Source organism: Plantactinospora sp. WMMC1484 (assembly GCF_049315195.1).
Lineage (GTDB): Bacteria > Actinomycetota > Actinomycetes > Mycobacteriales > Micromonosporaceae > Plantactinospora.
Genome location: NZ_CP186055.1, coordinates 890,893 through 907,413, shown reverse-complemented (window position 1 = coordinate 907,413; position 16,521 = coordinate 890,893). Strand labels below are relative to the sequence as shown.

General features: G+C 71.2%; 13 protein-coding genes, 1 tRNA gene and 1 pseudogene. 6 read left to right on the top strand and 9 right to left on the bottom strand.

Annotated features, from left to right (window positions below):
- Positions 1 to 42: 42 nt before the first annotated feature.
- Together ACN28C_RS03995 and ACN28C_RS03990 are read right to left on the bottom strand one after the other, a co-directional pair.
- Positions 43 to 411 (bottom strand): hypothetical protein, encoded by a 369-nt coding sequence (locus tag ACN28C_RS03995; RefSeq protein WP_422774515.1) that lies wholly within the window; start codon positions 409 to 411, stop codon positions 43 to 45.
- Entirely contained in the window at positions 306 to 953 is a 648-nt protein-coding gene (locus ACN28C_RS03990; RefSeq protein ID WP_422774514.1) for an HNH endonuclease family protein, read from the bottom strand. Before ACN28C_RS03990 ends, ACN28C_RS03995 begins: the two co-directional genes overlap by 106 nt.
- A 253-nt stretch (positions 954 to 1,206) precedes the next feature.
- Here ACN28C_RS03990 and ACN28C_RS03985 point away from each other — a divergent pair, with 253 nt between their 5' ends.
- Positions 1,207 to 2,652: an MFS transporter gene (locus ACN28C_RS03985; protein ID WP_422772237.1), complete on the top strand. Its 1,446-nt coding sequence runs from the start codon at positions 1,207 to 1,209 to the stop codon at positions 2,650 to 2,652.
- 58 nt (positions 2,653 to 2,710) lie between these two features.
- On the opposite strand, the gene leuA is transcribed toward ACN28C_RS03985, so the two are convergent.
- The 3 genes from leuA to ACN28C_RS03970 all read right to left on the bottom strand — a co-directional run bounded on the left by leuA (position 2,711) and on the right by ACN28C_RS03970 (position 6,510).
- Positions 2,711 to 4,402: a 2-isopropylmalate synthase gene (leuA, locus tag ACN28C_RS03980; RefSeq protein ID WP_422774513.1), complete on the bottom strand. Its 1,692-nt coding sequence runs from the start codon at positions 4,400 to 4,402 to the stop codon at positions 2,711 to 2,713.
- Between the two features lie 475 nt (positions 4,403 to 4,877).
- A complete protein-coding gene (locus ACN28C_RS03975; RefSeq protein ID WP_422772236.1) occupies positions 4,878 to 5,423 on the bottom strand; it encodes a nitroreductase family protein in 546 nt (181 codons plus the stop codon).
- Between the two features lie 85 nt (positions 5,424 to 5,508).
- Positions 5,509 to 6,510, bottom strand: coding sequence for a hypothetical protein (locus tag ACN28C_RS03970; RefSeq protein WP_422772235.1), 1,002 nt, complete (start codon positions 6,508 to 6,510; stop codon positions 5,509 to 5,511).
- Positions 6,511 to 6,725: 215 nt separating this feature from the next.
- Between ACN28C_RS03970 and ACN28C_RS03965 the strand changes: the two genes are divergently transcribed.
- Complete coding sequence (locus ACN28C_RS03965; RefSeq protein WP_422772234.1) at positions 6,726 to 7,991, top strand: aspartate kinase; 1,266 nt, start codon at positions 6,726 to 6,728, stop codon at positions 7,989 to 7,991.
- Between the two features lie 5 nt (positions 7,992 to 7,996).
- Positions 7,997 to 9,061, top strand: a complete 1,065-nt coding sequence (locus ACN28C_RS03960) for an aspartate-semialdehyde dehydrogenase (RefSeq protein WP_422772233.1) — start codon at positions 7,997 to 7,999, stop codon at positions 9,059 to 9,061.
- A 50-nt stretch (positions 9,062 to 9,111) separates the two neighbouring features.
- Here the strand turns inward: ACN28C_RS03960 and ACN28C_RS03955 are convergent, their stop codons facing one another.
- Positions 9,112 to 10,623, bottom strand: a complete 1,512-nt coding sequence (locus ACN28C_RS03955; protein WP_422774512.1) for a diguanylate cyclase — start codon at positions 10,621 to 10,623, stop codon at positions 9,112 to 9,114.
- Positions 10,624 to 10,754: 131 nt separating this feature from the next.
- On the opposite strand from ACN28C_RS03955, the gene ACN28C_RS03950 reads away from it, so the two are divergent.
- Both ACN28C_RS03950 and ACN28C_RS03945 read left to right on the top strand, forming a co-directional pair.
- Positions 10,755 to 11,204 carry a hypothetical protein gene (locus tag ACN28C_RS03950; RefSeq protein WP_422772232.1) on the top strand — a complete coding sequence of 150 codons (450 nt, stop codon included), beginning with the start codon at positions 10,755 to 10,757 and terminating at the stop codon, positions 11,202 to 11,204.
- 435 nt (positions 11,205 to 11,639) lie between these two features.
- Positions 11,640 to 12,161, top strand: a pseudogene (locus ACN28C_RS03945) (GNAT family N-acetyltransferase); the annotation flags it as partial.
- Positions 12,162 to 12,275: 114 nt separating this feature from the next.
- On the opposite strand, the gene ACN28C_RS03940 reads toward ACN28C_RS03945, so the two are convergent.
- Positions 12,276 to 12,352: transfer RNA gene (locus tag ACN28C_RS03940), tRNA-Pro, on the bottom strand.
- 132 nt (positions 12,353 to 12,484) lie between these two features.
- Complete coding sequence (locus ACN28C_RS03935; protein WP_422772231.1) at positions 12,485 to 13,378, bottom strand: metallophosphoesterase; 894 nt, start codon at positions 13,376 to 13,378, stop codon at positions 12,485 to 12,487.
- Between the two features lie 25 nt (positions 13,379 to 13,403).
- On the opposite strand from ACN28C_RS03935, the gene ACN28C_RS03930 reads away from it, so the two are divergent.
- Positions 13,404 to 13,862 (top strand): GatB/YqeY domain-containing protein, encoded by a 459-nt coding sequence (locus tag ACN28C_RS03930; RefSeq protein ID WP_422772230.1) that lies wholly within the window; start codon positions 13,404 to 13,406, stop codon positions 13,860 to 13,862.
- A gap of 89 nt (positions 13,863 to 13,951) precedes the next feature.
- On the opposite strand, the gene ACN28C_RS03925 is transcribed toward ACN28C_RS03930, so the two are convergent.
- Positions 13,952 to 16,363, bottom strand: a complete 2,412-nt coding sequence (locus ACN28C_RS03925) for a transglycosylase domain-containing protein (RefSeq protein WP_422772229.1) — start codon at positions 16,361 to 16,363, stop codon at positions 13,952 to 13,954.
- Positions 16,364 to 16,521 lie beyond the last annotated feature (158 nt).

Genomic DNA, 16,521 nt, shown 5'->3' with positions numbered 1-16,521 from the left:
CCGGTAACCGGGTCGGCAGTCAGGTCAGCAGGGTGTCGGCCGCTAGCCTTCGGGGCGGTCGAGCAGGCCGACCGCGATGGTGTGCACCGCGGCCACGTCGGCCGGGTCGGCCAGCGGCGCCCGGCCGCCGGTCACCGTGTACCACTCGGCGGCGTCCTTGTACTGCACCCGCAGGACGGCGTGCTCGCCGTCCAGTTCGGTGCGGAGCGTCAGCTCTCCGGTGATCACACCGACGTCGTCGGTCATCACCCCGCCGGGACCGGCCATGATGTCGGTGCTCTGCGCCGCGGCTCCTGTCTCGCCCATCAGCAGCTCCCCAACATGTCGCCGAGAGCGGCCTGCTCGGCTGAGGTCACGGAGAGTTTCCAGTAGTGCTTGACCGCGATCCAGTCCTCCGCGTACCGGCACCAGTCGTCCCGGTTCGACGGCTTCCACTGCGACGGATCCTGGTCACCCTTTGCCCGGTTCGACGTCGCCGAAACCGCCATCAGCTGCGGCCGGTCCAGGTCGTTGGCGAAGTCGCTGCGCTTGTCGTCATTCCACTCGTCGGCGCCCGAGCGCCAGGCGTTGGCCAGCGGCACCATGTGGTCGATGTCCACGTCCGAGGGGTCGGCGAGCGTCCGCTTGTCGTACCGGCTCGACCAGCGCCCCCCGACCACGTTGCAGCCGGAGAGCTTGATGTCGGTGCCGTCCCGCTGCAGCACGGTGTCCCGGACGTCGCAGTTCTTGCCCGCCTTGCGCCAGTGCGGGAAGCGCTCCCGGCTGTAGCCCCGCATCGAACCGGCGCTGGCCACGGTGAGCTGGTCAAGTTGGGCCCGGGTGTCGGCGGGCCCGGACGACCGCTCGGGCGCCGGACTCTCGACCGGGGCGCAGGCGGTGCAGGCGGCGAGCAGACCGGCGAGGACGGCTGCTGTTCCCGACCGGGCTAGTGATCTGGTACGGATGAACGGCACGCTTCCAGCCTGGGTGGTGTGGACCGGTGGGGAGGCGACCGGCCGCGGTTCCGGCGTTTCGCGGCATCTTACGACACAGGCAGGGCAGATTGACACCGTGAGTGATTCATCGAGCAGGTCGCCGAAGTCGAACCGGTCGGAGAAGTCGAGCGGATCGCCGAAGTCGAGCGGGGCGGAGAAGTCGCGCGGGGCGGAGAAGTCGAGCGGACCACCGACGTCGGGTGGGTCGCGGGAGTCGCCGGCACCGCTGCGGATGGCCAGCAGGGCGGGCCGGGGCACGCTGCTCGCCGCCGTGGTCGCCTCGGGCATGGTCTTCCTGGACGCCACGGTCGTCAACGTGGCGCTGCCCCACCTCGGTGCCGAGTTGCACGCCAGCACGGCCGGCCTACAGTGGACCCTCAACGGCTACCTACTCACCCTGGCCGCCTTCGTACTGCTCGGCGGCGCCCTCGGCGACCGGCTCGGCCGGCGGCGCGTCTTCCTCGTCGGTGTGCTGGCGTTCACCGCCGCCTCCGTGCTCTGCGGTGCCGCACTGAGCATCGAATGGCTGATCGCCGCCCGCTTTCTCCAGGGCCTCGGCGGCGCACTGCTGACCCCCGGCTCGCTCGCGCTGCTCCAGGCCAGCTTCCATCCCGACGAGCGGGGCCGGGTGATCGGGGCCTGGTCCGGCCTGGCCGGCGTCTCGACCGCGCTCGGCCCCTTCCTCGGCGGCTGGTTGATCGACGCGCTCTCCTGGCGGGCCATCTTCTTCCTCAACCTGCCGCTCGCGGTGATCGTGATCCTGGCCGCCCTCCGCTGGACCCCGGAGAGCCGGTCCGACGGGGCGGCGGCAGCCCGGTTCGACGTGGCCGGCTCGCTGCTCGGCGCGCTCGGCCTGGCCGGCGTCACGTACGCGCTGATCGAGGCGAAGCAGTTCGGCTCCGGCGCCGTGCAGGTGGTGGGCGCCGGCGTGCTCGGGGTGGTCGCCGCGGTCGGGTTCGTGCTGTTGGAGCGGCACCGGGGCGAGCGGGCCATGCTACCCCCGACGCTCTTCGCCACCCGGCTCTTCGGGGTGCTCAACGTCTACACCGTGCTGGTCTACGCCGCGCTGACCGGCCTCACCTTCTTCTTCGCCGTCTACCTGCAGAACGTCGTCGGCTACTCCGCCTTCCAGACCGGCCTGGCCACGCTCCCGATGACGGTCCTGCTGCTGGTCGGCTCGGCCCGCTCCGGCGCACTCGCCTCCCGGATCGGGCCGCGCCCGCAGCTCACCATCGGCCCGCTCGTCTCCGCCGCCGGGCTGTTGCTGCTGCACGGGGTGAGCCGGGGCGACTCGTACTGGATCCACATCCTGCCCGGGATCACCCTCTTCGGCCTCGGCATGACCCTGGTGGTGGCCCCGCTGACCGCCTCGGTGCTGGCCGCCGCACCGGACCGGCTGGCCGGCGCGGCCAGCGGCTTCAACAACGCCGCCTCCCGGGTCGGTGGGCTGCTCGCCGTCTCCGCGCTGCCGCTGGTGGTCGGGCTCTCCGGCGGCGGCTACGAACGCTCCGGGCAGCTCACCCCGGCGTACCGGCAGGCGGTGCTCTGGTGCGCCGGGCTCATGGTGCTCGGTGCGGCACTCGCCGCCGTGCTGGTGCACCGGCCGGGCCGGAAACCGAAGAAGTCCCGGCCCTGCGCGACCCTTCCGCCCCCACCCACGCACCAGCACGAGGTGTAAGGAAGGGCCCCCGCTTATCGTTTTCTGTTGTAGCGGGGGCCCTTCCTAACGCTTCAGCTCAGCGCAGGGCGCGGTTGACGGCGCTGGTCACCGCCCGGACCGACGCGGTCACGATGTTGGCGTCCAGGCCGACGCCCCAGACCGTACGACCGTCGACCTCGCACTCCACGTACGCGGCGGCCTGGGCGTCGCCGCCGGCGGACATCGCGTGCTCGTGGTAGTCGAGCACCCGTACCCGCACGTCGAGCGCCTGCAACGCGTTGACGTACGCGTCGATCGGGCCGTTCCCCGTCGCCGAGAGCGGCCGGCGGGCATCGCCGAACCGGGCGTCCGCCTCGATCTCGACCTTGCCGTCGACGGTGCCGATGGTGTAGCTCTCCACCTGGAGCGCCGGCTCCGACTGCCGGTCGACCAGGTATTCCTCGGCGAAGAGTTGCCACATCCGGGCCGGCTCCACCTCGCCGCCGCCGTCGTCGGTGACCCGCTGCACCACGCCGGAGAACTCGATCTGGAGCCGTCGCGGCAGGTCCAGGTGGTGCTCGGTCTTCATGACGTACGCCACGCCGCCCTTGCCGGACTGCGAGTTGACCCGGATCACCGCCTCGTAGGTGCGGCCCAGGTCCTTCGGGTCGATAGGCAGGTAGGGCACCGCCCAGGCGAACTCGTCGACCGGCACCCCGGCCGCCTTGGCGTCGGCGTGCAGCGCGTCGAAGCCCTTGTTGATCGCGTCCTGGTGCGAGCCGGAGAACGCGGTGTAGACCAGGTCACCGGCGTACGGGTGCCGTTCGTGCACGGGTAGCTGGTTGCAGTACTCGACGGCCCGCTTGACGTCGTCGATGTTGGAGAAGTCGATCTGCGGGTCGATGCCCTGGGAGAAGAGGTTCAGGCCCAGGGTGACCAGGTCGACGTTGCCGGTCCGCTCGCCGTTGCCGAAGAGGCAGCCCTCGATCCGGTCGGCCCCGGCCAGCAGCCCCAGCTCGGCGGCGGCGACCCCGGTGCCCCGGTCGTTGTGCGGGTGCAGGGAGAGGACCACGCTGTCCCGACGTGGCAGGTGGCGGTGCATCCACTCGATCGAGTCGGCGTAGACGTTCGGGGTGGCCATCTCCACGGTCGCCGGCAGGTTGATGATCAGCGGCCGGGCCGGGGTCGGGTCGATCACCTCGATGACCGCCGCGCAGACCTCCAGGGCGTAGTCGAGCTCGGTGCCGGTGTAGGACTCCGGGGAGTATTCGTAGAAGATTTCGGTGTCCGGGGCGTGGATCTCGTGGTACTTCTGACAGAGCCGGGCGCCGGAGGTGGCGATGTCGGTGATCCCGGCCCTGTCCAGGCCGAAGACCACCCGGCGCTGCAACGTGGAGGTCGAGTTGTAGAAGTGCACGATCGCCCGCTTCGCACCCCGGATCGACTCGAAGGTGCGGTCGATCAGGTGCTCCCGGCACTGGGTCAGCACCTGAATGGTGACGTCCTCGGGGATCAGGTCCTGCTCGATCAACTGCCGGACGAAGTCGAAGTCGGTCTGGCTGGCGGACGGGAAGCCGACCTCGATCTCCTTGTAGCCCATCTGCACCAGCAGCTGGAACATCCGCCGCTTGCGCTCCGGCGACATCGGGTCGATCAGGGCCTGGTTGCCGTCGCGGAGGTCGACCGCGCACCACCGGGGCGCGGCCTCGACGCGCCGGGTCGGCCACTGCCGGTCGGGCAGGTCGATTGCGAACTGTTGGTGGTAGGGCTCGTAACGCTGGAACGGCATCCGGCTGGGCCGCTGCCGTGCGATCGGATCACCGTCGCCGGTGGGGACGCCGTCGATGTGGGGAACGCTGTCGACGGTGGTGCCGCTGTCGACGGTGGTGCCGTTCAAGGCGGTGTCGTTGAAGGTCGTGCCGGCGGGTTGTGCCATGACGAGTTGCTCCTGTGGTCATGTGGCCTGAGCGCCGAGAACCGGCGGGCAGCGCCGAGGGTCAGATCGAGATGTCGGATCTTCGAGAAGTCCGGCCGGGACGGAGGGTCGACCGGGGATGCAGGACGGCGTGCATCAACTCCGCGACGAGGTGCCGGCCTGAGGGGCCTCGTCGCGGCAGCGAAGAAGCAGGGCCTGCCACATGACAACTGTCACCATATGTGCTTGGTCCGGGATCCGTAAACGCAGTCCGCAATCTGGGAACTGTCCTGGTGACCACCGAAGCGCGCCGGGACCGGGCAGCTCGTCCCTGCGGGCGTCGCGTCGGTCAGCCCAGCATCAACTCGGCCAGCGGGCGGCGCTGGCGCAGGCCGATCTCCCGGGCTCGCAGGTCTTCGGGGAGCGCGAACGGGTCGCCGAGCCGGCCCACCGCGACCACCACGTGCGGCCGTACCTCGGGGGAGAGTTCCAGGTCGGCACGGAGCCCGGCGGCGTCGAAGCCGGAGATCTGCCGTACGTGGAGGCGCAGCGCCGTGGCCTGGACCGTGAGATGAGCCACCGCCTGACCGAGGTCGTAGGCGGCGTACGGCAGCGGGCCGCCCTTCGGCCCGGCGATGGCGTGCGCCCCGAGCAGCAGCGCCGAGGCCCGGCCGGCCCACCGCTGGTCGGCGGCGGAGAGGTTGGTCAGGATCCGTTTGAACGCCTCGTCGTGCCGCCGGCCCATCAGGAAGCGCCACGGTTGGCTGTTGCCGGCCGACGGTGCCCACCGGGCGGCTTCCAGCAGCGACGCGACGTCCGCGTCGGTGAGATCGGCGATCGGGTCGAAGGCGTACGGACTCCACCGCGTCGCCAGAATCGGGGAGAGCTGGGCCATGGTGCCGAGTGTGCCGTATCGGGCACTGTGTCTCCCATCTGGGGTCACCGGAAGTGATTGGACGCACCCAGAACGTAAGAGAAGATCATCCGTTGGCACTCTCCTGCTGGGCCTCCCCGGTCGGGTTGCCGGGCGGCGGTCCGGCGATCGACAGCGGTTCCCGGTCGACCAGCGGGCCGGGCAGCGTGACGGTGGTCGGCGCGGCGGTCGGCGTACCGGCCAGGGTCAGGGTGCCGTCGGGCAGCCGGGCTGCGGTCAGGGTGCCGTCGGGGGCGTAACAGTAGATGCCGGGGTCGAGCGGCGGGTCGACGGACGCCGAGGTCGACTCGACCGCGAAACATGAGCCCCGGAAACCGGGGAGGGTGGCGGCGGAGACCGAGAGTGGGGCCTGCCGGTCGGTGAGCACCTCCGGCCAGTCGGTGAACGGATGCTGTATCCGGGGATCGATCCCCGGAGCCAGCGGCTGCCCCGGGTCGGCCACCCGTACGCAGCCGGCGGAACCCGGATGACCGGTCGGATCCGGATGACCGGTCGAGGGGAGCGCGCACTGGAAGAGTCCGGCGCTGGTGCGCGCCATCGAGACGTCGGCGGTGCCGCCAAGCGCGCCGGCCGGGATGTCCACCCGCCAGGAGCGGTCCGTCGCCCGGACGACGGAGATCGACCGGTCCGGCCGGCCCTGCACCGAGAGCGTGTAGACGGCCGTGAGGTGCCGGTCCTGCGCGGCGGCGGCGAGCGCCGCGAGTCGGTCCCGGTCGTCGGCCGGCCGGCTCGCCTGAGCCGGAGTGGTGGCCGCCGGCGCCGGGGCGTCCGTGCCGCAGCCGGCCAGCAGCACCGGCCCGGCCAGCAGGAGCGCACCGAGCGCCGCGCGGAGCGCGCCCCGGCGCGGTGGTGTGCCGGACGTGCCGCTCCCGACGCCGGTGCCGGCACCTGTTCGGCTGCCGGTGCCGGCGCGGGTACGGGCGCCGGCGTCGGCACGGGCGCGTGTGCGGCCGTCACTGCCGGGGTGAGTGCGGAGGCCGGCACGGGGCCGGGTCGCGAGGGTCCGGTCCGGGGCGGCGCCGGGCAGGGGGGCTACGCCGGGATGCACCTCGCCATTCTGGGGGTATACCGCGGCGACGGGGGATCAGTCCAGCTACCCCCGCGTGTCGCCGACCGGTCGGATGGTGGGAACGCCTGGTCGGGGCGACGACGCCGGCCGGTACCCTGAGGGGGTCTCACACGGCGCCGCCGGCCTCGACCCGGCGGCGTCGGCACGCTCAGGGCCGGTGCGCCTCGCCCGGCCCAGGGAAGGAGTGCACCGTCGTGGCACTGGTAGTGCAGAAGTACGGCGGATCGTCGGTCGCCGACGCCGAGCGGATCAAGCGGGTGGCGGAGCGGATCGTCGCCGCACGCAAGGCCGGCGACGACGTGGTGGTCGTGGTCAGCGCGATGGGCGACACCACCGACGAACTGCTCGACCTCGCCAACCAGGTCAGCCCGCTGCCGCCCGGCCGCGAACTCGACATGCTGCTCACCGCCGGCGAGCGCATCTCGATGGCGCTGCTGGCGATGGCGATCCACAACCTCGGCTACGAGGCGCGCTCCTACACCGGATCGCAGGCGGGCGTGCTGACCACCTCGGTGCACGGCAGAGCCCGGATCATCGACGTGACTCCCGGCCGGCTGCGCTCGGCGCTGAACGAGGGCGCGGTGGTGATCGTCGCCGGCTTCCAGGGCGTCTCCCAGGACACCAAGGACATCACCACGCTGGGCCGGGGTGGCTCGGACACCACCGCCGTGGCCCTGGCGGCAGCCCTCGGCGCGGACGTCTGCGAGATCTACACGGACGTCGACGGCGTCTTCACGGCCGACCCCCGGATCGTGCCGAACGCCCGGCACATCAAGGTCATCACCTACGAGGAGATGCTGGAACTTGCCGCGTGCGGCGCGAAGGTCCTGCACCTGCGGAGCGTGGAGTACGCCCGAAGGGCGGGGTTGCCAATCCGCGTACGTTCGTCATACTCGACCAACACCGGCACCATGGTGACCGGATCGACGGAGGACCTACCCGTGGAGCAAGCACTTATCACCGGGGTCGCCCACGACCGGAGCGAGGCGAAGATCACAGCTGTCGGCGTGCCGGACGAGCCCGGCGCGGCGGCCCGGATCTTCGAGACCGTGGCGGCGGCCGAGATCAACCTCGACATGATCGTGCAGAACGTCTCCACCGAGGGCACCGGCCGGACGGACATCTCGTTCACCCTGCCCAAGACCGACGGACCGACCGCGATGGCGGCGCTGAGCAAGGTGCAGGAGCAGGTGAAGTTCAAGGGCCTGCTCTACGACGACCACGTCGGCAAGGTGTCGCTGATCGGCGCCGGCATGCGCTCGCACCCGGGCGTGGCGGCGAGCTTCTTCGCCGCGCTCGGCGAGGCCGGGGTGAACATCGAGATGATCTCTACCTCCGAGATCCGGGTCTCGGTCGTCTGCCGGGACACCGACCTCGACGCCGCGGTCCGGGCCGTGCACGAGGCGTTCGACCTCGGCGGCAGCGAGGAAGCGGTGGTCTACGCCGGGACCGGGAGGTAGCCGGGATGGCGACGCTCCCCACGCTGGCGGTGGTCGGGGCGACCGGTGCGGTCGGCACGGTCATGTGCGACCTGCTCTCCTCCCGGAAGAACGTCTGGGGCGAGATCCGGCTGATCGCATCGCCCCGCTCGGCCGGGCAGCGGCGGATGTGCCGGGGCGAGGAGTTGACCGTGCAGGCGTTGAGCGCCGAGGCGTTCGACGGCGTGGACGTGGCGATGTTCGACGTGCCGGACGAGGTCTCCGCGCAGTGGGCGCCGGTCGCGGTCGCCCGGGGTGCGGTGGCGGTCGACAACTCCGCCGCCTTCCGCGGCGACCGGGACGTGCCGCTGGTGGTGCCGGAGATCAACCCGGAGCAGGTGCGCAACCGCCCCAAGGGCATCATCGCGAACGCCAACTGCACCACCCTGACGATGATCATCGCGGTCGCGCCGCTGCACCGCGAGTACGGGTTGCGCGAGCTGGTACTCGCCTCCTACCAGGCGGTTTCCGGCACCGGGCAGGTCGGGGTGGACACCCTGCACGACCAGCTCTCCAAGATCGCCGGTGACCGGGTCCTCGGCTCGCGGCCGGGCAACGTGCGGCAGGCGGTCGGTGACGATCTCGGCCCGTTCCCGGCCCCGATGGCGCTCAATGTGGTGCCCTGGGCCGGGTCACTCCGCGACGGCGGCTGGTCGTCCGAGGAGTTGAAGCTGCGCAACGAGTCGCGCAAGATCCTCGGCCTGCCCGACCTGAAGGTCTCCGCCACCTGCGTACGGGTGCCGGTGGTCACCGGGCACTCGGTGGCCGTACACGCGGTCTTCGGGACCGAGGTGGACGCGGAGGGTGCCCGGGAGGCGCTGCGCAACGCGCCCGGGGTGATCCTGGTCGACGACCCGGCGGCGGGCGAGTTCCCGATGCCGATCGACGCGGTCGGCACCGACCCGTCCTGGGTGGGCCGGATCCGTCGCTCGGTCGACGACCCCCGGGCGCTGGATCTCTTCGTGACGGGCGACAACCTGCGCAAGGGCGCCGCGCTCAACACCGCGCAGATCGCCGAGCTGCTGGCCGCCGAGTTCACCGCCGCCCGCTGACCGCCGCCCGCTGACCGCCGCCCGCTGACCGGCTCGCCGGGGCGAGTGGGTCAGGCGGCGGCCAGGCGTACGCCGTCGCGGCCCTCGCGCTTCACGCCGTAGAGCGCCTCGTCGGCACGGTGCAGGGTCAGGGCGGAGGGCTCGCCGTCCTGCTGCACCGCCACCCCGATGCTGACCGTCCGGCCGGTCCGGCGGGCCGCCTCCACCAGGCGCTCGGCGATTCCGACCGCCTCCTCGGGGCGGAGCACCTCGACCACCGCCACGAACTCGTCGCCACCCGTCCGGTACAGCTCGTCGCCATGCCGCAGCGCACCCTGCAGGGCCCGGGCGAGATCCACCAGTACGCGGTCACCGGCCTGGTGGCCGTAGGTGTCGTTGACCGTCTTGAAGCCGTCGACGTCGATGGCGAGCAGGGCCGTCCGGCCGGGGTGCGACTCGGCGATCCGCTCGCCGAAGGACCCCTGGTGGCGCAGCCCGGTCAGCGGGTCGGAACTGGCCCGCTCCCGCAACTGGGCCAGCCCGCGCAGCCGTTCGAGGCAGATCCACGACTGGGCGGCAAGCAACTCGATCAGGTTGACGGTGGTCGGGTCGGGGCGCAGCGTACGGGTGTCGCCGACCAGGAGTACGCCACAGAACTCGGTCGGTCCCAGCGGCACCGAGATCAGGGTGCGTACCCCGGCCGCGATCAGCACGTCCTGGTCCGGCGTTGTCGGGTGGTGCCCCTCGCCGAGCGTGTAGGAGGCGCCGTAGCGGTGGGCGTGCGCCCGGAGCCGCTCCAGGACCGCCTGGCCGGCGCCGGCCAGCGCGGCGTGCACCCGCGACTCGAGCGCGTCGGGCACCAGGTCCGGCGTTGCCACCCTGGCCCCGGCCGCCTGCCAGCCGCTGTCCGTGCCCGGGGCGGGCCCGTCGAGGACGAAGACCGCCGAGCTGAGCCCGGAGACCTCCCGGGCCGCCCGCACGGCCGCGGTCATCAGCCCGGACTCGGTGGCGGCGGAGGTCAACGCGGAGGCGTGCCGGAGCAGCTTCTCGCTCCGTGACTCGGCCGGAGGGCCACCGAGCTGCCCGATCCTGGCGCCGAGCAGGTCCGCGACCCGCTCGACGGTACGCCGCCAGGCATCCAGGTCGATCTCGGCGGTCGGCCACTCCACGTCCAGGACGCCGATCGGCTGCCCCGCCCCGTCGAGGATCGGGGCGCAGATCTCGGCGTGGGTGTCCGGCCGTAACGGTACGTAGTCGGGCTCGTTCGTCACCTCCGGCACCGTTTCGGTCTTGCCGGAGGTGTATGCCCGACCGACCGTTCCGGTGCCGGCCGGGACGGAGGCGAAGACCTGCCAGGACCCGGTGGCGGCGACACAGCGGAGTCGATCACGTACCCAGAGGAGTACGGCGATCCGTCCCGGCGTGTGCCGGCCCAGCGTGGCCACCGTCACCTGGCCCGCCTCGACGGCGCTGGACGCCGTAAGCAGCCGGGCGGTCACGTCGCGAACTACGCGGGAGTGGTCGTGGGACACCGTTTCCGATCCGGGGAGGAGGGGGCGAGGGGCCCGAACAAGATTACTCAGGGTGCTGAGAATCTGCTGTGTGTGAGTGATCCGCGCCTCGTCGGGTCGGGACGGCCGGTGTCGGCACCCGTTAGGATCGGCCGCAGTCTTTATGATCATGATGGTGGGAAGTCGGCGGACGGAGACCCGACATGGCGAGGTTGCCCGACGAGGTGGTGTCCGCGATCGGCCGGCTCACGATCGCGGCCGGCGACCTCGAACTCATCCTGGCCTGGATCGGTGCCGACCAGGCGGGTGGCAACGCGTTCGAGGTGCTGGCGCGCCCCGGTGAGCCGGTACGCGCCGCCCGCGGCTCGGTCGAGTTCGCCACCCCGGAGTACCGGCAGGCGTACCTGCCGGTGGTGGAGATCGCGGCGAAGCTGCTCGCCAAGCGGCACGCGGTCGTCTCCGCCATGTGGATCAGCGAGGCGCCGGACGAGTCCGTGCAGCGCTGGCAACTGCTCGACGACAAGACCTACGTACGGCAGCTCGTCGACCCACGCGCCCTCGACGAGCTGTCCCGGCAGCTCCTGGAGGCACGCAACCGGCTGGTGGCGATCGTCACCGCCCAACTCAACAACGACCCGGTGCCGGCGCCCTGAGAGTGCCGCCCGCGCGTCCGTCAGTTCCGGCACGCCTGTCCGGCGTTGCGCGCGGAGGCGCCCCTGGTCATGATCCCCTGCCTGCGGTGGCTGTCCGGGGCCAGCACCTGCTCGCCGTCCAGTTCCGCGAAGGCGTCGGTGTCGAACCTGACGGTGACGGCGGACTCGACCCTGGTGTGCGCGGATCCTTCCCGCCGGCCGTACGGGGAGACCGGGCGGCCGGGACGGAATCGCCTTGACCGATCGGTGACGACGATGACCTGGTGGGCCGTTGCACAGCGGTGGGGGCGAGGAGGGCTGCGGGTGGGTGACGTTCGGACCATGACGGTCGGCCCCCGACGACTGGAGGTCGTGCTAGGAGGTCCGGTTGCGCTCGCTCCGTGAGGACCCGACGCGTTCGGCTCGACCCACGAGCGCGAGGCGGCGTTTCCCGAGCAGACCTGGCGGTCCCGACTCGACGGCGCGCACGGACCGTCCGTGCTCGCGTACGCCGGGAAGGAGGTCGTCGGGATCGGCGCCGGCTGGTGCCACGAGCCGGGCCGGCTGATGGTGGTGGCTATGTGGACGGAGCCGGACCGCCGCGGCCAGGGCGTCGGCCGGCACTGCTGGCAGTCGATCTGCCGGGCGGCGTTCCCGGGACTGGTGGCGAGGGTGTTGAAGGTCATCGCCACGCCTGCACTTCGTCCAAGTCGATCGGCAATCCCGGCCCCTATCTGTCCAACGCGAACGCGGCCGGCACACATCGACCCCCGCCCGCGAACACCCGTGGCACCATCGTGGTCCAGCATTTTGACCTTGACCGAGAGCCCGACATTGATCCGCCGCTGCGGCCCGCCGTACAGGTCCGGCACTCGGACCCTGACGGGCCTTTGGGAGGCCGCCGTAGGCGGCTCGCCGGGAACTGGCCACCGGCTCTCTCCCGTGCCGGTCCTGGATCGCCTGTTGCAGGCCCGGTAAGGCGCTGGGAGACAAATTCCACCATCTTCTCCCAGATTCCTCGCAAGGCGGCCCGGGAGACGAGTCAGGGCCGGTCTCGCCAACAGTGATACCGGCCCTGAACTGCACTTACTCTGGTCGGGGTGGCCGGATTCGAACCGACGACCTCTTCGTCCCGAACGAAGCGCGCTACCAAGCTGCGCCACACCCCGAGGCGTGCCGAGCAATAGTAGCCCACCCGTCCGGGCGGGCAAATTCGGTATCCCGCCCGGTGTGGGCCGCACAGCACCGGCCGGCCCGGAGGAGCCGGTTTGCGCAGGTTCAGTGTCAGCGCGGGTTCAGTGTCAGCGCGGAATCAGTGTCAGCAGCGACGCCTCCGGCCGGCAGGCGAACCGTACCGGGGCGGTCGGGTGGGTGCCGAGACCTGCGGAGACGTGCAGCCAGGCGTCCGTGTCCGGCCAGCGGTGCAGGCCGCGGGCCATCGACCGGGGCAGACCGCAGTTGGTGGTGAGCGCGCCGACGAGCGGGACCCGGACCTGACCGCCGTGGGTGTGCCCGGCGAGCAGCAGGGCGAAGCCGTCGGCGGCCATCTCGTCCAGGACCCGGGGCTCCGGCGAGTGGGTCACCCCGATTGCGAGATCGGCCTGCGCCCGGACCGGTCCGGCGACCGAGGCGTAGTCGTCCCGCTCGACGTGCGGGTCGTCGACGCCGACCAGCTCGACGTGCCGCCCGCCGGCCTTGATCGACGTACGGGCGTTGTTCAGGTCGTGCCAGCCCGCGCCGACCAGCACCTCGCGCAGGTCCTCGGCGGGCAGGTCGACCCCCTGCACGTACTCCCGCTCCGGCAGCAGGTAGCTGAACGGGTTTTTCCAGACCGGGCCCCGATAGTCGTTGGAGCCGAACACGAAGGCGCCGGGGAAGTCGAGCAGGGGTTGCAGCGCCCGCAGCGCGCCGGGCACCGCCTCCGGGTGGGCGAGGTTGTCCCCGGTCACCACCACCAGGTCCGGGTCGGTGGCGGCCAACGAGGCGACCCAGGCCTGCTTGCGGCGCTGGTCGGGCATCATGTGCAGGTCCGACAGGTGCAGGATGCGCAGCGGTTCGGCGTCGGTGGCGAGCACTGGTACGTCGTGCCGGCGCAGCGTGAAGAGATTGCGCTCGACCAGCGAGGCGTACGCCAGGGTGGCGCCGCCGGCCACGAGGGTCCCGGCGGCCAGCCGGAATACTGTGCGCTTCTGCATGCCGCTCAGGGTAGTTTGACCCTCCATGGGCACCTTGAAGGACCTCCTGACCACGGACATGCGCACGGCGCTGAAGGCCCGTGACGAGCTGACCACCTCGACCCTGCGGATGGCGCTGGCCGCGATCGGCACCGCCGAGGTCGCCGGCAGGGAGAAGCGGGAGCTCTCCGACTCCGAGGTGCTGGCGGTGCTCACCAAGGAGGCGAAGAAGCGCCGGGAGGCGGCTACCGCCTTCGGTGACGCCGGGCGGGCCGAGCAGGCTGAGCGGGAGCGGGCCGAGGGCGACGTGCTGGAGCGCTACCTGCCGAAGCAGCTCTCCGACGAGGAGCTGGCCGAGCTGGTCGGCGGGGCGCTGACCGCCGGCGGCTTCACCGAGCGCGGCCAGATGGGCCCGGCGATGAAGGCGGCCCAGGCCGCGGTGGCCGGCCGGGCCGAGGGCGGTCGGGTGGCCGCGGAGGTACGCCGGCAGCTCGGCGCCGGATAACGGCGGAACGGGCGGGCTCCCCTGCACCGGGGATGCCCGCCCGTTCGCGTGACCTGCTCTGGCCGGCGGTGGTCAGCCGGCGTTCCGGTTCAGCGGCGGGGTGGTCGGGGGCCGCCCGGGCCGTCGCCCGATTCGTTGTCGCCGCCACCCTTGCCGTTGCTCACCTCGATCGTCACCGCTCCACCCTTGATGGTGCGGCCGTCCGGGCTGGTGCCGGCGGCCGCGCCCGCCGGACAGTCGGAGTCGACCCGGCCGCCCACCTCGGCGTCGAAGCCGGCGCCCTTGATCCGGGAGATCGCGGTCTGGATCGGCTGGCACTTGACGTTCGGGATGTTCCGCTGGTCGCCGTTGACGATTTTTCCGCCCGGCGGAGTGAACTGGATCGCCGGCTTGCCCTTCATCGCGTCCCGGAGCGTCTGGTAGACAGCGTGGTTGACGCCACCCGGCTCGTTGTGCCCCATGTTCTGCGTGGTCTCGGCCCAGTCCGGGTCGGCGAGGATGCCGGCGACCGCGAGTTGCTTGGTCATCACCACCAGCGACGCGGTCTTCTCGCCGTCGGTGGTGCCGCTCTTGCCGGCGACCGGCTTGCCGACGATGCCCTTCACGGTCCGGGCGGTGGCGCCCTTGCAGCGGGAGGTGGCGGAGCGGTCGCCGACCGGGCAGCGGGCGGCGTCCACGGCGGCCCGGGCCACCTCGGTCTTGATCCGCTGCTCGCAGCGCGGGTTGGCGATGTCGAGCTTGTTGCCCTCCTGGTCCCGGATGAGCTGCACCGGGGTCGGCTCGCAGAACTTGCCGTCGGCGGCGAGCGTGGCGTAGGCGTTGGCCAGCTCCAGCGGGGTCGTCTGGGAGACGCCGAGGGTGAAGGCGCCCCAACCGTTCGCGGCCTGCTTGGTGGCGGCGAAGTTGGCGTCGTTGCTGGCCCGGAAGGTGATGCCCATCCGCTTCGCCGCGTCGACGACCTTGGCGGCCCCGACCCGCTCCTGGAGCGGTACGAAGTAGGTGTTGACCGACGCTCCGAAGGCGCTCCACATGTTGTGCACGCCGGCCATGCTCGGGTTGGCGTTCTGTGGGCAGTACTTGTTCGTACCCTTGCAGGCGGCCGGGGAGCCGCGCTCGACGATGTACTTCGTCTGGGCGACCGGCTTGGCGTTGATGGTGGTCTCCAGCGGGTAGCCGTTCTCCAGGGCCGCCACCACGGTGAAGATCTTGAAGGTCGAGCCCGCCTGGTAGCCGGTGATGTCACCGCCGCCGGTCAGCAGCGGGTTGGTGGTGTTCGGGTACGTACCCCGGATCTTCTTCTTCTTTTTCGCCGGGTTCGTGGAGATCTTGTTCTGTGGCTTGTCCGGGTCGTCGAGCTTGTAGTTGCGGTTCACCGCCAGCGCGCGGACCCGCCCGGTGCCCGGCTCGATCGCCGCCACCATCATGGCTTCCTTCTTGCCCGTCTTGACGTTGCGCTCGACGGCGTCCTTGGCCGCCTTCTGCGTCTTGGCGTCGAGCGTGGTCACGACGGTGTAGCCGCCGCTCTTGAGCCGCCGCTCCCGGTCGTACTGGGTGCGCCCGAAGGTCTCCTGCTGCATCCACCACCGGTAGAAGAAGTCGCAGAAGAAGCCCCAGTCGTTCTTGCCGACGTCGACGCAGCCGTTGGGGGTGCGCTTGTCCTTGACCACCAGCTTGATCGCCTTGGTCTTGGCGGCCTCCTCCGGGGTGATCGCCCCGGTCTCGACCATCTGGTCGAGGACCCAGTTGCGCCGCTCCAGCGCGGCCGGGTAGCCGGCCTTGGTGGTCGGGTCGTTGTCCGAGGGTGCCTTGACCATCCCGGCCAGCATCGCCGCCTCTTCGAGCTTCAGGTTCTTCGGGTGCTTGCCGAAGTAGACCTGGCTGGCGGCGAAGATGCCGTACGCGCCGTTGCCGAACGGGGCGATGTTGAGGTAGCCCTCCAGGATCTCGTCCTTGGTCATGTCACCGTCGAGTTGCAGCGCGTACCGCATTTCGCGCAGCTTCCGGGCGCTGGTGTCCTCAGTGGCCGCCACCACGTCCTCGGGGTGGGTGGCCGAGTACGCGATGGTGAGCCGGACGTACTGCATGGTGAGCGTCGAGGCACCCTGGGTGGTGACCCCCGCCTGGTTGTTGGCCACGAACGCCCGGGCGACGCCGTTGACGTCGACGCCGTTGTGCTCGTAGAAGCGCTTGTCCTCGGCGGCGACCAGCGCCTTGGCCATCACCGGCGCGACGTCCTTGATCGGCACGTCGCGGCGGTTCTCGTCGTACATGGTGGCGAGCGGTGTCTTGCCGTCGGAGGCGTAGAGGTAGCTGATCTGGGGAGCCTTCTTGACGGTCAGCTCGGTGGGCAGCTTGTCGAACGTCTCCGCGCCGGCCTTGGCGGCGAGGCCGGACATCGCCACTGCGGGGAACGCGGCCGCGGCTACCACCACGCCGGCCAGCAGCCCACAGATCAGCAGCGACGCGGCGTTGGTGAAGACATTGTGGTCACGCTTCCGCATCCAGGTCACCTCGTCAGGGTACGTGAATCGACACAGAGGTCGCGCGCCGCAGTACTTTCCCCATTTCCTGCGGGCGCCGGCCTCGTTGTGCTAAACGCACGACCCCTGGTGCGCGGTTGCGAGCTCCTTCGCCGCAGAGTCTCCTCCCTCCGGGAAGT